Origin of the sequence: Escherichia sp. TW14182 (assembly GCF_000208525.1) — a bacterium.
Lineage (GTDB): Bacteria > Pseudomonadota > Gammaproteobacteria > Enterobacterales > Enterobacteriaceae > Escherichia > Escherichia ruysiae.
Genome location: NZ_AEJZ01000079.1, coordinates 1 through 19,868, shown reverse-complemented (window position 1 = coordinate 19,868; position 19,868 = coordinate 1). Strand labels below are relative to the sequence as shown.

Sequence of the window (19,868 nt, the reverse complement as noted above, 5' to 3'; positions counted from 1 at the left end):
GTGTTACGTTTAGATAATTGCTATCCGGAAAAGCATCTGCTATTTATAGCGGCCTCATTTTTCCCCCGAACATGGGGATCGATAGTGCGTGTTAAGGAGAAGCAACATGCAAGAAGGGCAAAACCGTAAAACATCGTCCCTGAGTATTCTCGCCATCGCTGGGGTGGAACCATATCAGGAGAAGCCGGGCGAAGAGTATATGAATGAAGCCCAGCTGGCGCACTTCCGTCGTATTCTGGAAGCATGGCGTAATCAACTCAGGGATGAAGTCGATCGCACCGTTACACATATGCAGGATGAAGCAGCCAACTTCCCGGATCCGGTAGACCGTGCAGCCCAGGAAGAAGAGTTCAGCCTCGAACTGCGTAACCGCGATCGCGAGCGTAAGCTGATCAAAAAGATCGAGAAGACGCTGAAAAAAGTGGAAGACGAAGATTTCGGCTACTGCGAATCCTGCGGTGTTGAAATTGGTATTCGTCGTCTGGAAGCGCGCCCGACAGCCGATCTGTGCATCGACTGCAAAACGCTGGCTGAAATTCGCGAAAAACAGATGGCTGGCTAATTACAGCCGTTCCATCACGTTTACCACAGGCGGGAAATGCTCCCGCCTTATTTTTTGTTCAACGAGATGACAGACACACACTATATTGGTCGCTTCGCCCCCTCTCCTTCCGGCGAGCTTCATTTTGGCTCTCTGATTGCCGCGCTTGGTAGCTATCTACAGGCACGCGCCCGGCAAGGTCGCTGGCTGGTACGCATTGAAGATATCGACCCGCCTCGTGAAGTTCCCGGTGCCGCAGAGACAATCCTGCGCCAGCTGGAACATTACGGTCTGCACTGGGACGGCGATGTTCTCTGGCAATCGCAACGTCATGACGCCTATCGTGAAGCACTCGTCTGGTTACGTGAGCAAGGGCTAAGTTATTACTGCACCTGTACGCGTGCGCGTATTCACAGCATTGGCGGTATTTACGACGGTCATTGCCGTGAATTACATCATGGTTCAGAAAACGCCGCAGTACGCATCCGCCAGCAGCATCCGGTCATCCAGTTTACCGATCAGTTGCGCGGTATTATTCACGCCGACGAAAAACTGGCGCGGGAAGATTTTATTATTCATCGCCGTGATGGTTTGTTCGCCTATAACCTGGCGGTGGTGGTTGACGATCACTTCCAGGGCGTGAGCGAAATTGTCCGTGGCGCAGATTTGATCGAACCGACGGTGCGACAAATCTCGCTGTACCAGCTTTTTGACTGGCAAGTGCCAGATTACATTCATTTGCCGCTGGCACTTAACGCACAAGGCGCTAAACTTTCCAAGCAGAATCATGCGCCTGCGTTACCGAAAGGCGATCCGCGCCCGGTGTTAATCGCCGCGCTTCAATTTTTGGGTCAGCAGACAGAAACACACTGGCAGGATTTCAGCGTCGAGCAAATCCTTCAGTCTGCCGTCAAAAACTGGACGCTGACCGCCGTGCCTGAGTCGGCAATTGTAAATTCAACATTCTCAAATGCGTCATGCTGAGCTATGATTAGCCGCTATTTTTTTGTCCTGAATGATGTTTGACACTACCGAGGTGTACTATTTTTACCCGAGTCGCTAATTTTTGCCGCAAGGTGCTAAGCCGCGAGGAAAGCGAAGCTGAACAGGCTGCCGCCCGTCCCCAGGTAACGGTGATCCCGCGTGAGCAACATGCTATCTCCCGCAAAGATATCAGTGAAAATGCCCTGAAGGTAATGTACAGGCTCAATAAAGCGGGATACGAAGCCTGGCTGGTTGGCGGCGGCGTGCGCGACCTGTTACTTGGCAAAAAGCCGAAAGATTTTGACGTGACCACCAACGCTACGCCTGAGCAGGTGCGTAAACTATTCCGTAACTGCCGCCTGGTGGGTCGCCGTTTCCGTCTTGCTCATGTGATGTTTGGCCCGGAGATTATCGAAGTCGCAACCTTCCGTGGACACCACGAAGGTAACGTCAGCGACCGCACAACCTCCCAACGCGGGCAAAACGGCATGTTGCTACGCGACAACATTTTCGGTTCCATCGAAGAAGACGCCCAACGCCGCGATTTCACTATCAACAGCCTGTATTACAGCGTCGCGGATTTTACTGTTCGCGATTACGTTGGCGGCATGAAGGATCTGAAAGACGGCGTTATCCGTCTGATTGGTAATCCGGAAACGCGCTACCGTGAAGATCCGGTACGGATGCTGCGCGCGGTACGTTTTGCTGCAAAACTGGGGATGCGCATCAGCCCAGAAACCGCAGAACCGATCCCCCGCCTCGCTACCTTATTGAACGATATTCCTCCGGCACGCCTGTTTGAAGAGTCTCTTAAACTGCTACAAGCGGGATACGGTTACGAAACCTATAAACTGCTGTGTGAATATCATCTGTTCCAGCCGCTGTTCCCGACCATTACCCGTTACTTCACGGAAAATGGCGACAGTCCGATGGAGCGCATTATTGAGCAGGTACTGAAGAATACCGACACGCGTATCCATAACGATATGCGTGTGAACCCGGCGTTCTTGTTTGCCGCCATGTTCTGGTATCCGCTGCTGGAGACGGCACAGAAGATCGCTCAGGAGAGTGGCCTGACCTATCACGACGCTTTCGCACTGGCGATGAACGATGTGCTGGACGAAGCCTGCCGTTCACTGGCGATCCCGAAACGTCTTACTACCTTAACGCGCGACATCTGGCAGCTACAGTTGCGTATGTCTCGTCGTCAGGGTAAACGTGCGTGGAAGCTGCTGGAGCATCCTAAGTTCCGTGCGGCTTACGACCTGTTGGCCTTGCGAGCTGAAGTTGAGCGTAACGCTGAACTGCAACGTCTGGTGAAATGGTGGGGTGAGTTCCAGGTTTCCGCGCCGCCGGATCAAAAAGGGATGCTTAACGAACTGGACGAGGAACCGTCAACGCGTCGTCGTACTCGTCGCCCACGCAAACGCGCGCCGCGTCGTGAGGGCACCGCATGACAGTGGCGTATATTGCCATAGGCAGCAATCTGGCCTCTCCACTGGAGCAGGTCAATGCTGCCGTGAAAGCAATCGGTGATATCCCTGAAAGCTGCATTCTTGCCGTTTCTTCGTTTTACCGCACCCCACCGCTGGGGCCGCAGGATCAACCTGATTACCTCAACGCCGCCGTGGCGCTGGAAACCGCACTCGCGCCCGAAGAGTTACTCAATTACACACAGCGTATTGAATTGCAGCAAGGTCGCGTCCGTAAAGCCGAACGCTGGGGGCCGCGCACGCTCGATTTAGACATTATGTTGTTTGGCAATCAGGTGATTAACACCGAGCGCCTGACCGTTCCGCACTACGATATGAAAAATCGTGGATTTATGCTGTGGCCGCTGTTTGAGATTGCGCCGGAATTAATTTTCCCTGATGGAGAGACATTGCAAAGTTTATTAACGAGCAATGCTTCTTGTCCCTTACCACGCTGGTAATCACCCTCCCCTTTCTAATTATTCAAGCTAGTATGCGTAGTGAAATACGCATCAGTAACCTGGTTCTTGCCTCTGATATGCCAGTCATAATCTTTATGGTTAAAATTCCTTTCTTCTTTTAGATAATTAAGATCAAAAAAAAGTGAGATCCCCCCAAGAAAGGCACAAATGGGCAAAAAAAACACATGAAAATTAACGTACATATTAATAATATTAAACTTTATATTAAGATAATCTAATATGTAAATACAGAAAAACTAATGCATACAAAATGACACACTAAAATATATATATAATAAAAATGACACACCACAATCAATCACAAGAAAAATAATAAAATTAAAAAAATCAATGAGTTACCAATCAAGCCAACCTTATAAACACTCTTATACTCACCTAACCGCTTGCTCTAAAATAAATAGCTATTCAAATGATGAATGCAAGTGAAGGTAAATCAATAAATCACCCCAAATCATTCACACCATCAATTTTTATTTTCATCCTTATATTGCTAGTCTCTGCCGCGTTTTTGGAAGACGTAGAATAACAATAAATTAATATTTGTTATTGATTCGTCTCTCTTTTTTTATGGAGAATTTTAATGAACAAAAAGCTACTTGCCATCGTATTAGCAGCATCTTCCCTTTCAGCCGGTTCAGTAATGGCTGGTGTTGACGGTGGGCAGTTGAATATCGGTGGTTTTGTTACCGCTGGTACTTGTGTAACGACAATAAATGGTGGCGGTAAAGACGTTACGGTTATGCTACAGACTGCACAAATTGCTGATGTCCCGGCAATGAGCAAAACTGCTGCAGGTGGGTTCCCGGAAGATATTAATATTAAAGTTGATTGTGCGACAGGTAATGCAACGGCTCAAAACGCAGTCATGAGTTTCAGTTCTATGTACCATAACTCTAACCAGGGTACTTTGAGTAATGACGGCTCAGTTCAGGATCCAGCAGGTAATGTCGATATCGCTCTGCACCATGTAAATAATACTGGAGCACTGAATCTGGTCGAAGTGAATAACCCGAGCAACCAGATCACTGAAGCATTCGACACCACCACTCATGTTGCGAACTTCCATTTAAAAGCATCTTATGTGAAGTCTGATGCTAATGCCACCGTGACCTCTGGTCATGTGAAAACTAACAGCACCTATACCTTAACTTACAATTAATTTTTATTGGAGTTGAATTAATTGTATTAAGAGGCTGTACTTGCAGCCTCTTATTTATGATTTTGCGTTTTTCAAGGAGAGAAGAGATGCAGATTTATCAGAAAATTATTCCGCTATTACTTGCAAGTACTTTATCTGTTTTCGCATCAGTTGCGCAGGCTGATATTGTCATTAACGGAACACGTGTTATTTATAAAGAAAAAGACAAGAATGTCACTATGCGCCTGGAAAATAAAGGCTCGCGCCCATTACTGGTTCAGTCATGGCTGGATACGGGTGACGATAATGCCGATCCGGCGACCATTAAAGTTCCGTTTAACGCTACCCCCCCGGTTTCACGCATCGACCCGAAACGCGGTCAGACAGTGACAATCACCTATACGAATAGCCAGACGTTACCAAAAGATCGCGAAAGTGTCTTTTGGTTTAATGTGCTGGAAGTACCGCCTAAAGTAAAAGATAAAGAAGCTGAAAATAAAAATCTTCTGCAACTGGCTTTCCGTACGCGCATTAAATTATTTTACCGACCGGAGGGGTTAAGTGGTGATCCGTTTACGGCGCCATCCCAATTAAAATGGCAATGGAGCGGTAATAAAATCAAAGTAACTAACCCTACTCCATACTATGTCTCATTTTCAGCCGTTGATGTTGTATCAGGCACAAAGTCTTATGTTGTAAATACTTCTATGATAGCTCCAAATAGCAATAGCGATTTTAGTGTGCAAGGGCTACAAACATCTATAGGCGGCGCAAAATTACGCTATTCAGCAATTAGTGATTATGGCAGTGAAATTAAAGGTGAAAGCAATCTTTAAACCTGATTTTATTGATGATTTTTTTGCGATGCGAGTATAAAAAAAAGATGGCTCATTGTAAATTAACAAGGATCGCTATTATCTTCTCCTGCATTTATGCCCAAAGCACGAATGCAACAGAGACGATTGAGTACGACCCAAGCTTTCTCATGGGCTCTTCCGCCAGAGGAATAGACTTATCGCGCTATTCTGATGGCAACCCGGCAATGCCTGGAAATTATGACGTAAAGGTTTACGTCAATAATATTTCCGCCAGCAGCCTGAACATCGAAATGATTGATGTGGGCAAGAGAAACGCCGAAGCCTGTATTTCGCGAAAAATACTGAGTCAGCTTCATATAAAACAACCTGATCTCCGGGACGGAGAAGCAGTATTACAAAAACGCAATGAAAGCGCAGATGATTGCCTTGATATCGCAAAAGCTATTCCACAGTCACAGGTTTATTTCGATACTAACGATCAAAAACTGGAACTGACAGTTCCGCAAGTCTGGATCATGCGTAATTACCAGGGCTATGTTGATCCTTCACTATGGGAGGATGGTATAAATGCAGCCATGCTCTCCTATCGTATGAATGCCTGGCGCAACACGCAGCATAACGACGAAAACCAGACTTTTTATACCGCCTTCAATACCGGTATTAACCTCGGAAACTGGCATCTGAGAAGCAACGGTAACTACAGTTGGCAGCAGGATATTGGCAGCAATCTGGATTTCCAGAACAGCTATCTTCAGCGTGAACTGCCATTTATTCGCTCACAATTAGTGGTCGGGGAAACCTATACAACCGGGGAAACTTTCGACTCCGTTAGTATAAAAGGGGTACGCCTGTATAGCGACGACCGCATGTTGCCACCGTCAATGACCGGATTTGCGCCTGTTATCCGTGGTGTTGCTAACAGCAACGCTAAGGTTACCGTAACACAGGGCGGCTACAAAATTTATGAAGGCACCGTTCCTCCGGGTGAGTTCGCCATCGACGATATTTCCCCTTCCGGCTACGGCAACGACCTGTTAGTCACTATCGAGGAAGCAGATGGTTCGCGTCGCACTTTCTCTCAACCCTTCTCGTCCGTTATTCAGATGCTGCGCCCTGGCGTGGGTCGCTGGGATATCAGCGGCGGGCAGATTGATCGCGACGATCTTCGCGATGATTACAATCTTCTACAAGGTACATGGTATTACGGCATTAACAACACCTTTACTGGCTACACCGGCATTCAACTCACCGATGCTGACTACCAGGCCTTCCTGTTAGGGGTCGGGGTAAACACGTCAATTGGCGCCGTGTCGTTTGATGTGACGCAATCTCAGGCCAGGATATATGAGGACAAGACCTACACAGGGCAGAGCTACCGTGTTTCATGGAACAAAATGTTTAATGAAACCAATACGTCTTTAAATCTTGCCGCTTATCGCTACTCCACCAGCAACTACCTGGGGCTCAATGACGCACTGAATCTACAGGATGATGCCAAACATCTCCCCGCCAATGAACGGCAGACGATGAACACTTACCAGCGTCTACGCAACCAGTTTACGATCAGCCTCAACCAACCGTTGAAATTTAAAGAGATAGATTATGGTTCTTTTTATCTGAACGGTAGCTGGACAGATTACTGGGGCGGAAGCAGCAGCCGGAGCTACTACTCAATGGGCTACAGCAAAGGGACGGATTGGGGCTCCTGGAGTGCTTCCATTCAGCGTACCTGGAATGAAGATGGCGAGCAGGATGATAGTTTCTATCTGAGCGTCAGCCTTCCTATCGAAAAATTGTTTGGTGGTAAACGACGTGAAAGTGGCTTCCAGTACGTTGACGCACGAATGAACACCGACTTTAACGGCAGCCACGCTTTCAGCGCCAGCACCAACGGTGCCAGCGGTGATGGTAAATACAGCTACAGCGTGAGTACTGATTACATCATCAATAAAAACAGTACCGATCTGGCTGATATCGGGGGCTACATAAGTTACGAATCTCCCTGGGGAACGTTGTCTGCTTCCGCAAGTGCAGATACTGACAGTAACCGTCAGATGTCATTAAGCACTGACGGCGGTTTTGTTCTGCATCAGGGAGGGGTTACGTTTTCTGGCGACAGCTTCAGCGACAGCGATACATTGGTTCTGGTAAAAGCCCCTGGCGCTGCAGGCGCACGAATAAACTATGGTAACAATACCATCGATCGCTGGGGATATGGCATCTCCTCATCCGCATCGCCTTACAAGGAAAATAACATCAGCCTGGATATTAAAGGGCTGGAAAACGATGTCGAGCTAAAAAGTACCAGTTCCCGCACCGTACCGCGCTACGGTGCTATCACACTGACCAACTTTGAAACTGACCAGGGGCGCTCAGCAATGGTGACCCTACACCGCAATGACGGCCAGCCATTGCCGTTTGCCGCAGATGTCACCGATGAACAAGGTAATGTCCTTGGTTATATCGGCCAGGGTAACCGGGCCTTTATCAGAGGTATAGAAGATAAAGGGGTGTTGCGGGTGAACTGGTTCGATGAGAACAGACAAGCTCAGCATTGCCTTGCTCATTATCAGGTTCCGATGACAGCTACTGAAGAAAGTGGCAACCGGTCCCTGTTGTTGGATAACGTACTGTGTACGGTATCTGTGACTCGCTAAATCCGCAAATTTTGGAAAAGCTATGAGACGGAAAAGTATTCCCTTTGCTTTAGGCGCACTTATGCTAACCGCTCCAGTGTTCGCTGTTGATGTCGATGTAAAGTTCATCGCCACAATCGTACAGCCAACCTGTGATATGTCGGTGATCCCCTATGGCGGTTCAAACATCAGTAATGCAGGAACGAACGCCTATAAGCTAACTATTCCCGATATTCGTCTCGATCAATTGCGTGCTAAAGGTGCCGAGAGCCAGGCAAACTTTACATTGAAGCCTGCTAACTGTAATGGGCTTACAGGACTGAAAACGACAATAAAAGCGGAAAAAACATCTACCGAACAACCCGTGTTAGCCATACCGTCTTCAGCCACTGGCAAGGCCTCAAACATTGGCGTTGCTTTCCGCCGCCAGTCATCATCGGACGATGTCTACTTTGGCTTAAATAATAACACCACCATTGTATGGACGGCCGATGAAATGAGTAAAGGATTAAACTTAAGCGCAGCCATGCGTGAAGTTACGCCAAATACTGGCACGATCGGCCCATTTGATGCCAAAGTCACGTTTAATTTCACCTATGAGTAACGGGGTAATCTAATGAAAAGAGTAAAATTAGCCTGGTGTGTCGCGAGTGTTTTGACCTGCGCTACTCTTGGTATCAACCCGGTGCAAGCGACCGTTGACGCATTAGATTTGACTATTGTTACCAATATCACCGCCGGGACCTGTAAAGTTGAGTTGCAGGACACGGGTAGTGCAAAGATTGACACCGTCAATTTCCAGAACGTCTATATTCCCGAAGTGATCAGCAAAGCAAAGGTGCAAAAATTCCAGTTGGCATTTAGCGGCTGTGATGGTCTGCCACAGAATCAGGCGGTATTTACCCTAAGCCCGGGAAATGGCGCAACTTGTGATGGCAACGGCAATGGGAAAGCATTTGCTAACGCCGCATCGACCAACAAAGCGGAAGCGGTAGCCGTCGAAGTTTGGGACTCTGCGACACCAGACAGTGGTAAGCAAATCGAGTGTAAAGCTAAAAACTCGACCACTGTGAACATGACGAATAATGCCAAAGTGTTTCCGCTTAGCGCACGGTTGGTACGCGACAGTGGCAAAGCAGATACTGACGTCAGAGCCGGTGATTTTAACACCCCTGCGGTGTTTAACATCACTTACCAGTAAATTTTGACGTAGCCAGTGCAAAAGTGATGTTATGAAAAGACATAATTTATTTGCCGCTTTAACGATAAACATAGCCTTGATGTGTTCCGCCGCCTATGCGGAGCTTAATGTTGATTTTAATGCTAAAGTTCTCAGCTCAACTTGCAAAATGGAAATCGACAATAACGGTATCATTAATTTAGCCACTGTAGGGCTGGATTATTTCGCCAACAGCACGACAGCGGAACAATATTATACGGGCGGCAAAAACTTCTCCATTCTGTTATCTGGTTGTTCCGGTACAGCATTAACCGGAACAAAACAGTTGCACTTGGACTTTAAACCCAGAACGGGCTCTTTTGCACCTGGCTCATCGCAGATATTCCCAAACGAGGACATCAACGGAGCCAGTAATATCGGAATAGTCATTTTTTCGGTTAATGACAGTAATAATAAGTTTAATGTCTGGTCTCCTGCAGGAGTTTCCCGGTCTGTATACGCTATCGACGCCGATAAAATGAATGACTCACGCTGGAATTTTTATACCAGAATGCAAAAAGTCAATAACGCTGCCAGCGTTGGTAGTGGCAAAGTGACAACCAGCGTACTGGTCGATGCATGGTACGAATAACCAGCGTAAGGAAATGGAAAAATCAGGATGGAACCTATGATTTTAACACAATTAGAAATTCTCAATGAGCAGGTGCAATTGACAAGCACAATTTCACTATCGCCTGGACGAACGCCTCAGGTTAGCTATGCCAGCTATTCTTTAGTAAGACAATTTATTATGCACTCATACAACAAACATATTTAAAGGAGTGAATATGAAAACATCTTCACATATTATTTTTTTAGTATTCTTTTTTTGTTTAGTTCTGTTTGTTACGCAAAAATTGATTTTATTGTGGGTGCCGGCGCGACTCCACCAGACAGAGATGGTCGCGTAAATTTTATGTATCCTGGAAATAATAGTCTGGTGTTTTATCGCCCGAAATCGTTGGGTCCTACTGGGGTACAATTATACTGGGAGGGTCAGGATACAGCTTCTAATGGTGTTCTTTATTGTACAGCACATAAGAGCGCCTCTGGTGGCCCGATGACGATACGAAATGCAATGGTCGACTCCGGACTCTCTTATGGCGGACATAAATTATTCAAAACATCTGTTACCGGACTTTATTACACATTAAAAATTTCAGCTATATGGTCAGCTTATAATACAAGAGCAGATGTTTCTGAAATATATATCGGGGATACAGAAGCGCAAAAATTTCACTTTGTATTCCATGACGCCGATATGGAAAGAAGATGTAAAGACATGGATAATAACTATCCACAATTTTGGGGATTAGGAGGAATATTCCAGACTTTTACCGTTGAATTTTATACAGATGCCACGTTTGCGCCTACAGCAACCCAAAATATCACATTACTGAGCACAAGTGATTATATTTATCGTTTTAAAGCCGAAGACGCCGGCTCAGCGATCCAGGGATACAGCGGACCTATCTATATCAACTTTAATTTAAGTAATGTAAAACTATCGCTTCCTACATGTTTTTCTTCAGTTGTAACAGGAGATACCGTCCAGAACTCAACTGTCGCATTGGGGAGCTACGAAGTCAGTCAAATTAAAAATGGCGCAACGCCTGTGCCTTTTCAGATAACATTGCAAAACTGTATTCGAGTACAAAATATTGAAACCAAAATGACCTCTGCAAAAATAGGGCAACAGAATAAAAAGTTACTCGCCAATACCCTGCAAGGTAACGGTGCAGCAGAGGGCGTCGGCGTACTTATTGAAGGCTTAAAAAACAGTGTTAATGGAAAAATGGTTCTTGAGCCTAATGTAGGAACGTCTGTTTATAAAGCGTATGAAAGCGAGATTGATTCATCAGGGGGGATTTACCCCGGAAAAGGTCAAGGCACAACACAGCCCCTTGAATTTCAGGCGACATTGAAGCAAGACGGGAATAGTACGATAAAAGCAGGCGATTTCGAAGCCACCGGCAGATTCCAGATTACCTACCCTTGACAAGCCAAACACATCGTCAGGCAACTGACGATGTGAGCCACTAAAACGATTGCCCCCCTTAATACGACTGATAGAATGCCAACAGATCTGACATTAGCCATCAGGACACGTTATGAAACCAACTACCATTTCCCTGCTGCAAAAATGTAAACAGGAAAAAAAACGCTTCGCCACCATCACTGCTTACGACTATAGCTTTGCAAAATTGTTTGCCGACGAAGGAATTAACGTCATGCTGGTGGGGGATTCCCTTGGAATGACGGTTCAGGGCCATGACTCCACCCTCCCTGTCACTGTGGAAGATATCGCCTACCACACTGCCGCCGTTCGTCGCGGTGCGCCAAACTGTCTGCTGCTGGCTGACCTGCCATTTATGGCTTATGCCACTCCTGAACAAGCATTTGAAAACGCCGCAACTGTCATGCGCGCGGGTGCGAATATGGTCAAAATCGAAGGCGGTGCCTGGCTGGTAGAAACAGTTCAAATGCTGACCGAACGCGCAGTTCCTGTTTGTGGGCATTTGGGCTTAACGCCACAGTCAGTGAATATTTTCGGTGGTTATAAAGTGCAAGGGCGTGGCGATGCAGGCGACCGTTTACTTAATGACGCCTTAGCCTTAGAAGCCGCTGGGGCACAGTTGCTGGTGCTGGAATGCGTACCGGTTGAGCTGGCAAAACGTATTACCGAGGCGCTGGCGATTCCGGTTATCGGTATTGGCGCGGGGAATGTAACCGACGGACAAATCCTCGTGATGCACGACGCATTCGGCATAACCGGTGGTCACATACCTAAATTCGCCAAAAATTTCCTTGCCGAAGCGGGCGACATCCGCGCTGCTGTACGGCAGTATATGGCTGAAGTGGAGTCCGGCGCTTATCCGGGCGAAGAACACAGTTTCCATTAAGGAGTCACGTTGTGTTAATTATCGAAACTCTGCCGCTGCTGCGTCAGCAAATCCGCCGCCTGCGTATGGAAGGCAAGCGTGTGGCGCTGGTGCCTACCATGGGTAACCTGCACGATGGTCATATGAAGCTGGTCGATGAAGCGAAAGCCCGCGCCGATGTGGTCGTCGTCAGTATTTTCGTTAACCCGATGCAGTTCGATCGCCCGGAAGATCTGGCTCGCTATCCACGCACCTTGCAGGAAGACTGCGAGAAGCTGAATAAACGTAAAGTGGATCTGGTTTTCGCTCCATCAGTAAAAGAGATCTACCCGAACGGTACAGAAACCCACACCTATGTTGATGTTCCCGGTCTTTCCACCATGCTGGAAGGTGCCAGCCGCCCAGGGCATTTCCGTGGCGTTTCGACCATCGTCAGCAAACTGTTCAACCTTGTCCAGCCGGACATCGCCTGCTTCGGTGAAAAAGATTTTCAGCAACTGGCGCTGATCCGCAAAATGGTTGCCGAAATGGGCTTTGATATTGAGATTGTCGGTGTGCCGATTATGCGCGCGAAAGACGGTCTGGCGCTCAGTTCCCGTAATGGTTATCTGACGGCAGAACAACGCAAAATTGCGCCAGGCCTGTACAAGGTTTTAAGTTCGATTGCCGACAAATTGCAGGCTGGAGAGCGGGATCTCGATGAAATTATTGCCATTGCCGGGCAAGAACTGAATGAAAAAGGTTTCCGCGCCGATGATATTCAGATTCGTGATGCTGACACGTTGCTGGAAGTCACTGAAAACAGTAAACGCGCCGTGATTCTGGTAGCCGCCTGGCTTGGCGACGCTCGCCTGATCGACAATAAAATAGTCGAACTGGCGTAATACTTAACTGGCGCTACGGCTGATGGCGCCAGTTATTCATTTGCCCACGTCATGGCGATGACGTCTGTAAGCGATTATTCATATCGCAGGCAATTTAGTTAGAGTTAATCAGCTTATCAATCTCGGCAAGAGGTAAATTTGCCATCTCTGCAACGTCTTCCCGAGACATTCCTTTACTCAGAAGACGATGGGCCATCTTCTCAATTCCCTGCTGAATCCCCTTCTCAATTCCCTTCTCAATCCCCTTCTCAATCCCCTTCTCTTCAAACCACTGCGCCAACGTCATCATAGACTCCCCTCCCGATTCCCTGTCTCTCACCACACCGTAAAACAAATCCGCTTGTTCAGTATGACCGCGTTGCAGCATATAGTTTTGCATGGCAACTAACTGACTTCCGCTAGTGTACCCTTCGTCAATCAGCGTGACCAGTTGCTCCAGCAATAACATTAAGTCGCGCTGGCGAATATGTTTTTGCAGCAGTTCGAGAATCGCAATCCGCCGATGTTGCATGATCTCGTCATCCGGCGTGATGGTGATATCCACCAGCGGGAAAGGGTTGTTGTAGACACGTCGCGCCAGTTCCGGTGAGTAAAACATATCAAACCAGCACATTGAGAGCGGGTAAGGCGTGGCCTCGCCCTGATAAAACAGAATCGGCACCACCAGCGGCAGCTTATCGTGGTCAGCCTCCAGATGTCGGTGCATGGCGGCAATAGAGTAGCGCATCATGCGAAAGGCCATTTTTTTGTCCGGCTTGCTTTGATGTTCAATCACGACATACAGATAGCCGGGATTACCCAGCATTTGCACAGAATAGAGCACGTCGGTGCTGTGCCCTTTCAGGCTTTCTTCGATGAAACTCCCCGACTCCAGATGCAGCGTGTTGAGATCGCAGATCTCACGCAATTCCTCAGGCAGGTGTATGTCGAGGAAGTCGCGAGCGGTATCCGCATGCATTAAAAATTGTTTAAACACCGCGTCATGCGGCGTGGTACTTGGTGCGTCCATCTTACCTGCCTTCCGTGTTGTCTTGCGTGAAGGCAGTATCCAGTCAAGGCGCGCAGTCGTCAGCCGCCTCTTTATTGTTTACCGAGCAGCGTTCAGAGAAATTTCAATTGGTTACAGGCGTTGCATGGCGGGCTTCGGCGCGGTACGCAAACTGCTGATGCAAATGCCGTCAGATGAGTAGACACTAAACAAAAATCGGGCAATACTGCGTGAGAATTTTCTCAAAGCAGGCACCGCCTGCTTCGTTAACGACAGGGTAGAAAGGTAGAAGTTATGATTCGCACGATGCTGCAGGGCAAACTCCACCGCGTGAAAGTGACTCATGCGGACCTGCACTATGAAGGTTCTTGCGCCATTGACCAGGATTTTCTTGACGCAGCCGGTATTCTCGAAAACGAAGCCATTGATATCTGGAATGTCACCAACGGCAAGCGTTTCTCCACCTACGCCATCGCGGCAGAGCGCGGTTCGAGAATTATTTCTGTCAACGGCGCTGCGGCTCACTGCGCCAGCGTCGGCGATATTGTCATCATCGCCAGCTTCGTCACTATGCCAGATGCCGAAGCCCGCACCTGGCGCCCCAACGTTGCCTACTTTGAAGGCGACAACGAAATGAAACGTACCGCGAAAGCGATTCCAGTTCAGGTTGCCTGATAATCACCCCTGCGGCTGGTTACTCACCAGCCGCGACATCGTCTCCAGCGAATCTGTTCTTAAGATATAAAGCCGTTTTAGCAACAAGGGATTATCCCCCAGTTTTACTTTACCTTTCATGGTCGTCACCGCCAGATGAAATCCGGCATCATTTGCCGCTTTAACCGCTTTGTCATTAAATCCGCCAAACGGATAAGAAAGATACAATACATGCGGATTAAATTGCGTCAGCGCCCGACGTGAACGTTCAAAATCAAACAAAATATTATGCTCACTGCGGCTAAGTAATATGGGTCGGCGATAACCATCAACCCGATGTAAAAAATGGGTATGTGACTGGAAATCAAAAACATCGCTGACATCATGCAGTTCAGAAATACTCATAAACTGTAACGACTGTGGATTCCATTTTTGTGGATGGCGTTTAATACGCGAGGTAATAATAAATGCCGTCGCCTTCATACCGTATTGTTTCAGAATGGGGTATGCATAACGACTCACCGATTTCAAACCATCATCAAACGTCAGCACAACCGCGCGAGCGGGTAGATTCATCGAATTACGCAGATATCCTTCCAGTTGATACAAGGTCAACGTGGTATATCCCCTGTCACGCAACCAGGTCATCTGGTTATTGAATGCACGTACCGACGTTGTGGTCGACGTATGGCGAAAACGGGTATTCTCTTCATCGCGTAAAATATGATGGTAGGTCAATACAGGAATACCATTATCCTGCTGCGCATCCAGCGCGCTGATATAGGCCAGACGTTCGCCAATACGAATTTGATACCAGGTTTGATTCAGGCGATCTTTCAATTTACTGATAATGGGATAACGCAAGTTATCGGCCAGCACGCCAAATGGCGCACTGCCTGCATCGGGCGCGTTATATACCGGCGTATCTTTCCAGGTAATAAGATTTTGGTTGCTCAGTGGTTTATTCAGATCACCCAGACCATCTTCAACTTTTTGCCGCCCTTGTACAGGTTCAAGATGACCTTTATCAATATACCCCGTAGCAAAACCAAAATTGAATTCATAATAATCGGCAGCGGTTGGGATGACCGAAATAATCTGCCCGGCACGAATGTTACCGACGGTTACCGTGTTGTCGCCAATTTTTCCCCAGATAGTCGCATCCTGAGTGGTTTGCATATAACGCGTGGGAAGTGCTGCGCTGACAGCAGATGAAACCAGCAGCACCAGGAAAATTATCTTTTTAATCATGAGGAAACTACCAGGCGAGAAACAACGCAGTTAGTGTAGCAAAATCAGAATGCGATTTAATACTCGAACCAATTGTGCTTGAGGACAAAAGGGGGATTCTTTTGTTGCTGATGCCAGAGGCTACTGACTTCAGGTGCTCCTGATGCCACGATATGCTCTCGAAATGCCGCACTGGACATTGTCTCCCGACAGGGGAGCATCTGCTCAATTAACGGTAACGTCACCCCAGAAATGACTTCACAACGAGAATGCTTGTGGCTTAATAACGACGCAACGCGATAAGGTGCAGCGCCTGCTATATCGGTTAAAAAAATCACCCCATCGCCAGAATCAGTTTCATGCAGAGCATCGCACATCATGCGGCTAAGCATATTTGAACTTAACCCGCGCCAGAAATTCACTGCCCGGCACTGGATAAGTGCACCATGTTTTTTTTCCAGCGCATCCAGTATCTCTTGCGCCCTATCGTCGTGACAGGTAATAACCCAACCTAACATCGCTTTCCTCCTTAGCCGAAAATCAGTCTACCCTGACCAGTATTGATAAAGGGTGATAGCCGTCAAAACTCCCCTCCCCCGTATCCGGAGGAGAGGAGAGCGACTTAGCTACGCAAGCCGCGCCCACGCTGGATCAGCGACCAGCAGATCAGATAAAACGCAATAATAAAAACAACCAGTACGCCAAAAGTCGTGACCAGCGGCACATCATTAATGCCGAGGAAGCCGTAGCGGAAACCACTGATCATATAAACGATCGGGTTCAGATGCGACAGTCCCTGCCAGAACGGCGGCAGCAAAGTCAGGGAGTAAAAGACCCCGCCCAAATACGTGAGTGGCGTTAATACAAAGGTTGGCACCAGGCTGATGTCATCGAACGTTTTGGCAAACACACCGTTCAGCAAACCCGCAAGGGAGAATAGCACCGCCGTGAGCACCAGGGTTAAGGCAACGAATACCCACGAATGCACCTGAAACGGCACAAAGAACAGCGAAATCGCCGTCACCAGAATGCCAACAAACAACCCACGCGCAACACCACCGCCGACATATCCGGCGATAATCACGTGCGTTGGAACCGGAGCGACCAGCAACTCTTCAATATTACGCTGGAACTTGGCACCAAAAAATGATGAAGCAACGTTGGCGTAGGCATTGGTGATCACCGACATCATGATCAGCCCCGGCACGATGAACTGCATATAGCTGAAGCCATGCATATCACCAATGCGCGAACCAATCAGGTTGCCGAAGATAATAAAGTAAAGGGTCATGGTGATGACCGGCGGCACCAGCGTCTGCACCCAGATACGCATAAAGCGATGAATTTCTTTCGCCCAGATGCTTTTTAACGCCACCCAGTAAAGATGCATCATGCGCGATCTCCTTGTTTTTCATTAACCAGTGAAACAAACAGCTCTTCCAGACGGTTGGCTTTGTTACGCATACTTAATACCTGAATGCCCTGCTCGCTTAACTGCGTAAACACACTGTTGATCCCCTGCTCGCGCAGCACTTCAACTTCAAGCGTGGCGGTATCTACCAGTCGATACTGATAACCATCGAGCTTCGGCAACGGGCTTTTCGGTGCGAGATCGAGAATAAAGGTTTCCGATTTCAGCTTCGCCAGCAGCGCCTTCATCGAGGTATTTTCCACCAGCTCACCGTGTTGAATAATGCCGATATTGCGGCACAGCATTTCTGCTTCTTCCAGGTAGTGTGTGGTGAGAATGATGGTGGTGCCTTTGTCGTTTAAATCCTTCAAAAAGCCCCACATTGAGCGGCGAAGTTCAATATCCACGCCTGCGGTCGGTTCGTCGAGAATCAGTAGTTTAGGTTCATGCATTAACGCACGGGCAATCATTAAACGGCGCTTCATCCCGCCAGATAACATACGCGCACGTTCGTTGCGTTTTCCCCATAGATCGAGTTGTTTAAGATATTTTTCGCTGCGGATGTACGCTTCTTTGCGCTCCACGCCGTAGTACCCTGCCTGATTCACCACAATTTGCTGCACGGTTTCAAACGGGTTGAAGTTAAATTCCTGCGGCACCAGCCCCAACTGGCGTTTGGCATTAACGACATCTTTTTCAAGATCGTAACCAAATACGCTGACGCGCCCGGAGGTCTTATTTACCAGCGAGCTGATAATACCGATAGTGGTCGATTTCCCGGCCCCATTCGGCCCGAGAAGCGCATAAAAATCACCCGCTTCGACCTGCAAATCTATTCCACGAAGCGCCTGAACGCCGCCTGGATAGGTTTTTTTAAGCTGTTGAAGTTCCAGTGCAATGGTCATAAATTTTTACTTACCTTACGTTCTTACACTTTATCTGTGGTTTAAATCGTCCCGGAGTTGCCCTATATTAGCCAAACGTAATTATTTGGTTACAGGTCGTTAACCTCCATGAAAGACATAGATACACTCATCAGCAATAATGCACTATGGTCAAAAATGCTGGTGGAAGAGGATCCCGGGTTTTTTGAGAAACTGGCACAAGCGCAAAAACCGCGCTTTCTATGGATTGGATGTTCCGACAGTCGCGTTCCTGCTGAACGTTTAACAGGTCTTGAGCCGGGCGAACTCTTTGTTCACCGTAATGTTGCTAACCTGGTCATTCACACCGATCTAAACTGCCTCTCCGTGGTTCAGTATGCAGTGGATGTTCTCGAAGTTGAACATATTATTATCTGTGGCCACTATGGTTGCGGCGGCGTGCAAGCTGCTGTTGAAAACCCGGAACTGGGGCTTATCAACAACTGGCTGCTGCACATCCGCGATATCTGGTTCAAACATAGCTCATTGCTCGGCGAAATGCCGCCAGAGCGTCGTCTGGATACCCTGTGCGAACTGAACGTAATGGAACAGGTATATAACCTGGGTCACTCCACCATTATGCAATCAGCGTGGAAACGCGGGCAGAAAGTCACCATTCACGGCTGGGCTTACGGCATTCACGACGGCTTATTGCGTGACCTGGATGTCACAGCCACTAACCGCGAAACCCTGGAGCAACGTTACCGTCACGGGATTTCCAACCTCAAGCTGAAGCACATCAATCACAAATAAATTCGCCATGCCGGATGCAACACATCCGGCAAATCCGCACTTACTCGTCCAGCAGAATCACTTTGCCGATATACGGCAGATGGCGGTAACGCTGTGCGTAATCAATACCGTAACCCACCACAAACTCATCCGGGATCGAGAAACCGATAAATTCTACCGGCACGTTCACTTCACGGCGGGACGGTTTATCCAGCAGCGTACAAATCGCCAGCGACTTCGGTTCGCGCAGGCTTAAGATTTCACGCACTTTCGACAGTGTATTACCCGAGTCGATGATATCTTCAACAATCAGCACGTCCTTGCCACGGATATCTTCATCCAGATCTTTGAGGATTTTCACATCACGGGTGGTGGACATGCCGCTACCGTAGCTGGAGGCGGTCATAAAGTCGACTTCATGAGATACCTGAACTTCACGGCACAGGTCCGCCATAAACATAAATGAGCCACGCAGCAGGCCTACCAGCACCATATCGCTGCCGCTGTCTTTGTAACGCTCAGTAATCTGACGACCCAGTTCGGCGATACGCGCTTTAATCTCCGCTTCGGGGATCATTACTTCTACATAATGTTTCATCAATAACCCATTACATTGATTTTATTGAATTTAATCTCGTTTTAACCCTCTGCAAATATCGATATTGATACACCGATTGATACACAAAACAATATCGCAGGCAGAAAAACACCAGAACACATGAAAACACTTTAAGGCGGCAGATTGTACCTTATGTATCACCTCACACCAACTTGCGCCCGCTCTGCTCACTGTTATGATTCAGCCAAGTCGCAACGTCGACAACCAATTAACAGGAATAAACAGAGATGAGCAATAAAACTATTTTCACAGGCA

21 protein-coding genes are annotated in these 19,868 nt (G+C 47.8%); 15 read left to right on the top strand and 6 right to left on the bottom strand.

From position 1 onward, the window contains the following. Positions 1 to 106 precede the first annotated feature (106 nt). The 13 genes from dksA (at position 107) to panC (ending at position 13,056) form a co-directional block, all read left to right on the top strand. Positions 107 to 562 (top strand): RNA polymerase-binding protein DksA, encoded by a 456-nt coding sequence (dksA, locus tag EQY_RS0107955; protein ID WP_001155227.1) that lies wholly within the window; start codon positions 107 to 109, stop codon positions 560 to 562. Between the two features lie 66 nt (positions 563 to 628). After that, positions 629 to 1,525 carry a tRNA glutamyl-Q(34) synthetase GluQRS gene (gene gluQRS, locus EQY_RS0107950; RefSeq protein WP_038808913.1) on the top strand — a complete coding sequence of 299 codons (897 nt, stop codon included), beginning with the start codon at positions 629 to 631 and terminating at the stop codon, positions 1,523 to 1,525. A 59-nt stretch (positions 1,526 to 1,584) separates the two neighbouring features. Beyond that, positions 1,585 to 2,982, top strand: coding sequence for a polynucleotide adenylyltransferase PcnB (gene pcnB, locus EQY_RS0107945; protein WP_204116109.1), 1,398 nt, complete (start codon positions 1,585 to 1,587; stop codon positions 2,980 to 2,982). After that, the gene (gene folK, locus EQY_RS0107940) at positions 2,979 to 3,458 is read left to right on the top strand and encodes a 2-amino-4-hydroxy-6-hydroxymethyldihydropteridine diphosphokinase (RefSeq protein WP_000215155.1); all 480 of its coding nucleotides are present in this window, start codon (positions 2,979 to 2,981) and stop codon (positions 3,456 to 3,458) included. The genes pcnB and folK overlap by 4 nt, the downstream gene beginning before the upstream one ends. Before the next feature lie 601 nt (positions 3,459 to 4,059). After that, positions 4,060 to 4,638 carry a fimbrial protein gene (locus EQY_RS0107935; RefSeq protein ID WP_001035567.1) on the top strand — a complete coding sequence of 193 codons (579 nt, stop codon included), beginning with the start codon at positions 4,060 to 4,062 and terminating at the stop codon, positions 4,636 to 4,638. A gap of 86 nt (positions 4,639 to 4,724) precedes the next feature. Beyond that, the gene (locus EQY_RS0107930; RefSeq protein ID WP_001167881.1) at positions 4,725 to 5,453 is read left to right on the top strand and encodes a fimbrial chaperone; all 729 of its coding nucleotides are present in this window, start codon (positions 4,725 to 4,727) and stop codon (positions 5,451 to 5,453) included. A 14-nt stretch (positions 5,454 to 5,467) separates the two neighbouring features. Continuing rightward, positions 5,468 to 8,092 carry an outer membrane usher protein gene (locus tag EQY_RS0107925; RefSeq protein ID WP_000576774.1) on the top strand — a complete coding sequence of 875 codons (2,625 nt, stop codon included), beginning with the start codon at positions 5,468 to 5,470 and terminating at the stop codon, positions 8,090 to 8,092. A 22-nt stretch (positions 8,093 to 8,114) separates the two neighbouring features. Beyond that, positions 8,115 to 8,675 carry a fimbrial protein gene (locus EQY_RS0107920; protein ID WP_024165102.1) on the top strand — a complete coding sequence of 187 codons (561 nt, stop codon included), beginning with the start codon at positions 8,115 to 8,117 and terminating at the stop codon, positions 8,673 to 8,675. Between the two features lie 12 nt (positions 8,676 to 8,687). Further along, positions 8,688 to 9,272 (top strand): fimbrial protein, encoded by a 585-nt coding sequence (locus tag EQY_RS0107915; RefSeq protein WP_000832274.1) that lies wholly within the window; start codon positions 8,688 to 8,690, stop codon positions 9,270 to 9,272. Positions 9,273 to 9,303: 31 nt separating this feature from the next. Then, on the top strand, positions 9,304 to 9,882 hold the full coding sequence (locus EQY_RS0107910) for a fimbrial-like protein (RefSeq protein WP_000820615.1): 579 nt from the start codon (positions 9,304 to 9,306) through the stop codon (positions 9,880 to 9,882). Between the two features lie 204 nt (positions 9,883 to 10,086). Beyond that, entirely contained in the window at positions 10,087 to 11,289 is a 1,203-nt protein-coding gene (locus EQY_RS0107905) for a fimbrial-like adhesin (protein ID WP_038808909.1), read from the top strand. A 112-nt stretch (positions 11,290 to 11,401) separates the two neighbouring features. Further along, the gene (gene panB, locus EQY_RS0107900) at positions 11,402 to 12,193 is read left to right on the top strand and encodes a 3-methyl-2-oxobutanoate hydroxymethyltransferase (RefSeq protein WP_000805494.1); all 792 of its coding nucleotides are present in this window, start codon (positions 11,402 to 11,404) and stop codon (positions 12,191 to 12,193) included. 11 nt (positions 12,194 to 12,204) lie between these two features. Beyond that, a complete protein-coding gene (gene panC / locus EQY_RS0107895; protein WP_000905393.1) occupies positions 12,205 to 13,056 on the top strand; it encodes a pantoate--beta-alanine ligase in 852 nt (283 codons plus the stop codon). Between the two features lie 94 nt (positions 13,057 to 13,150). Here panC and EQY_RS0107890 read toward each other — a convergent pair whose 3' ends face one another. Next, positions 13,151 to 14,065 carry an Rpn family recombination-promoting nuclease/putative transposase gene (locus EQY_RS0107890; RefSeq protein WP_000339892.1) on the bottom strand — a complete coding sequence of 305 codons (915 nt, stop codon included), beginning with the start codon at positions 14,063 to 14,065 and terminating at the stop codon, positions 13,151 to 13,153. 273 nt (positions 14,066 to 14,338) lie between these two features. Here EQY_RS0107890 and panD point away from each other — a divergent pair, with 273 nt between their 5' ends. Further along, entirely contained in the window at positions 14,339 to 14,719 is a 381-nt protein-coding gene (panD, locus tag EQY_RS0107885; RefSeq protein WP_000621508.1) for an aspartate 1-decarboxylase, read from the top strand. Between the two features lie 3 nt (positions 14,720 to 14,722). Here the strand turns inward: panD and EQY_RS0107880 are convergent, their stop codons facing one another. From EQY_RS0107880 to EQY_RS0107865, 4 genes are all read right to left on the bottom strand, one after another. Beyond that, on the bottom strand, positions 14,723 to 15,949 hold the full coding sequence (locus EQY_RS0107880) for a polysaccharide deacetylase family protein (RefSeq protein ID WP_000591806.1): 1,227 nt from the start codon (positions 15,947 to 15,949) through the stop codon (positions 14,723 to 14,725). A gap of 56 nt (positions 15,950 to 16,005) precedes the next feature. Next, positions 16,006 to 16,446, bottom strand: coding sequence for a PTS sugar transporter subunit IIA (locus EQY_RS0107875; protein ID WP_000901973.1), 441 nt, complete (start codon positions 16,444 to 16,446; stop codon positions 16,006 to 16,008). A gap of 104 nt (positions 16,447 to 16,550) precedes the next feature. Further along, entirely contained in the window at positions 16,551 to 17,321 is a 771-nt protein-coding gene (locus EQY_RS0107870) for an ABC transporter permease (protein ID WP_000972201.1), read from the bottom strand. Beyond that, a complete protein-coding gene (locus EQY_RS0107865) occupies positions 17,318 to 18,244 on the bottom strand; it encodes an ABC transporter ATP-binding protein (RefSeq protein WP_000150637.1) in 927 nt (308 codons plus the stop codon). The genes EQY_RS0107870 and EQY_RS0107865 overlap by 4 nt, the downstream gene beginning before the upstream one ends. A gap of 108 nt (positions 18,245 to 18,352) precedes the next feature. Here EQY_RS0107865 and can point away from each other — a divergent pair, with 108 nt between their 5' ends. After that, positions 18,353 to 19,015 (top strand): carbonate dehydratase, encoded by a 663-nt coding sequence (can, locus tag EQY_RS0107860; protein ID WP_000651596.1) that lies wholly within the window; start codon positions 18,353 to 18,355, stop codon positions 19,013 to 19,015. Between the two features lie 40 nt (positions 19,016 to 19,055). Here the strand turns inward: can and hpt are convergent, their stop codons facing one another. Beyond that, positions 19,056 to 19,592: a hypoxanthine phosphoribosyltransferase gene (gene hpt, locus EQY_RS0107855; RefSeq protein WP_000683851.1), complete on the bottom strand. Its 537-nt coding sequence runs from the start codon at positions 19,590 to 19,592 to the stop codon at positions 19,056 to 19,058. Positions 19,593 to 19,868 lie beyond the last annotated feature (276 nt).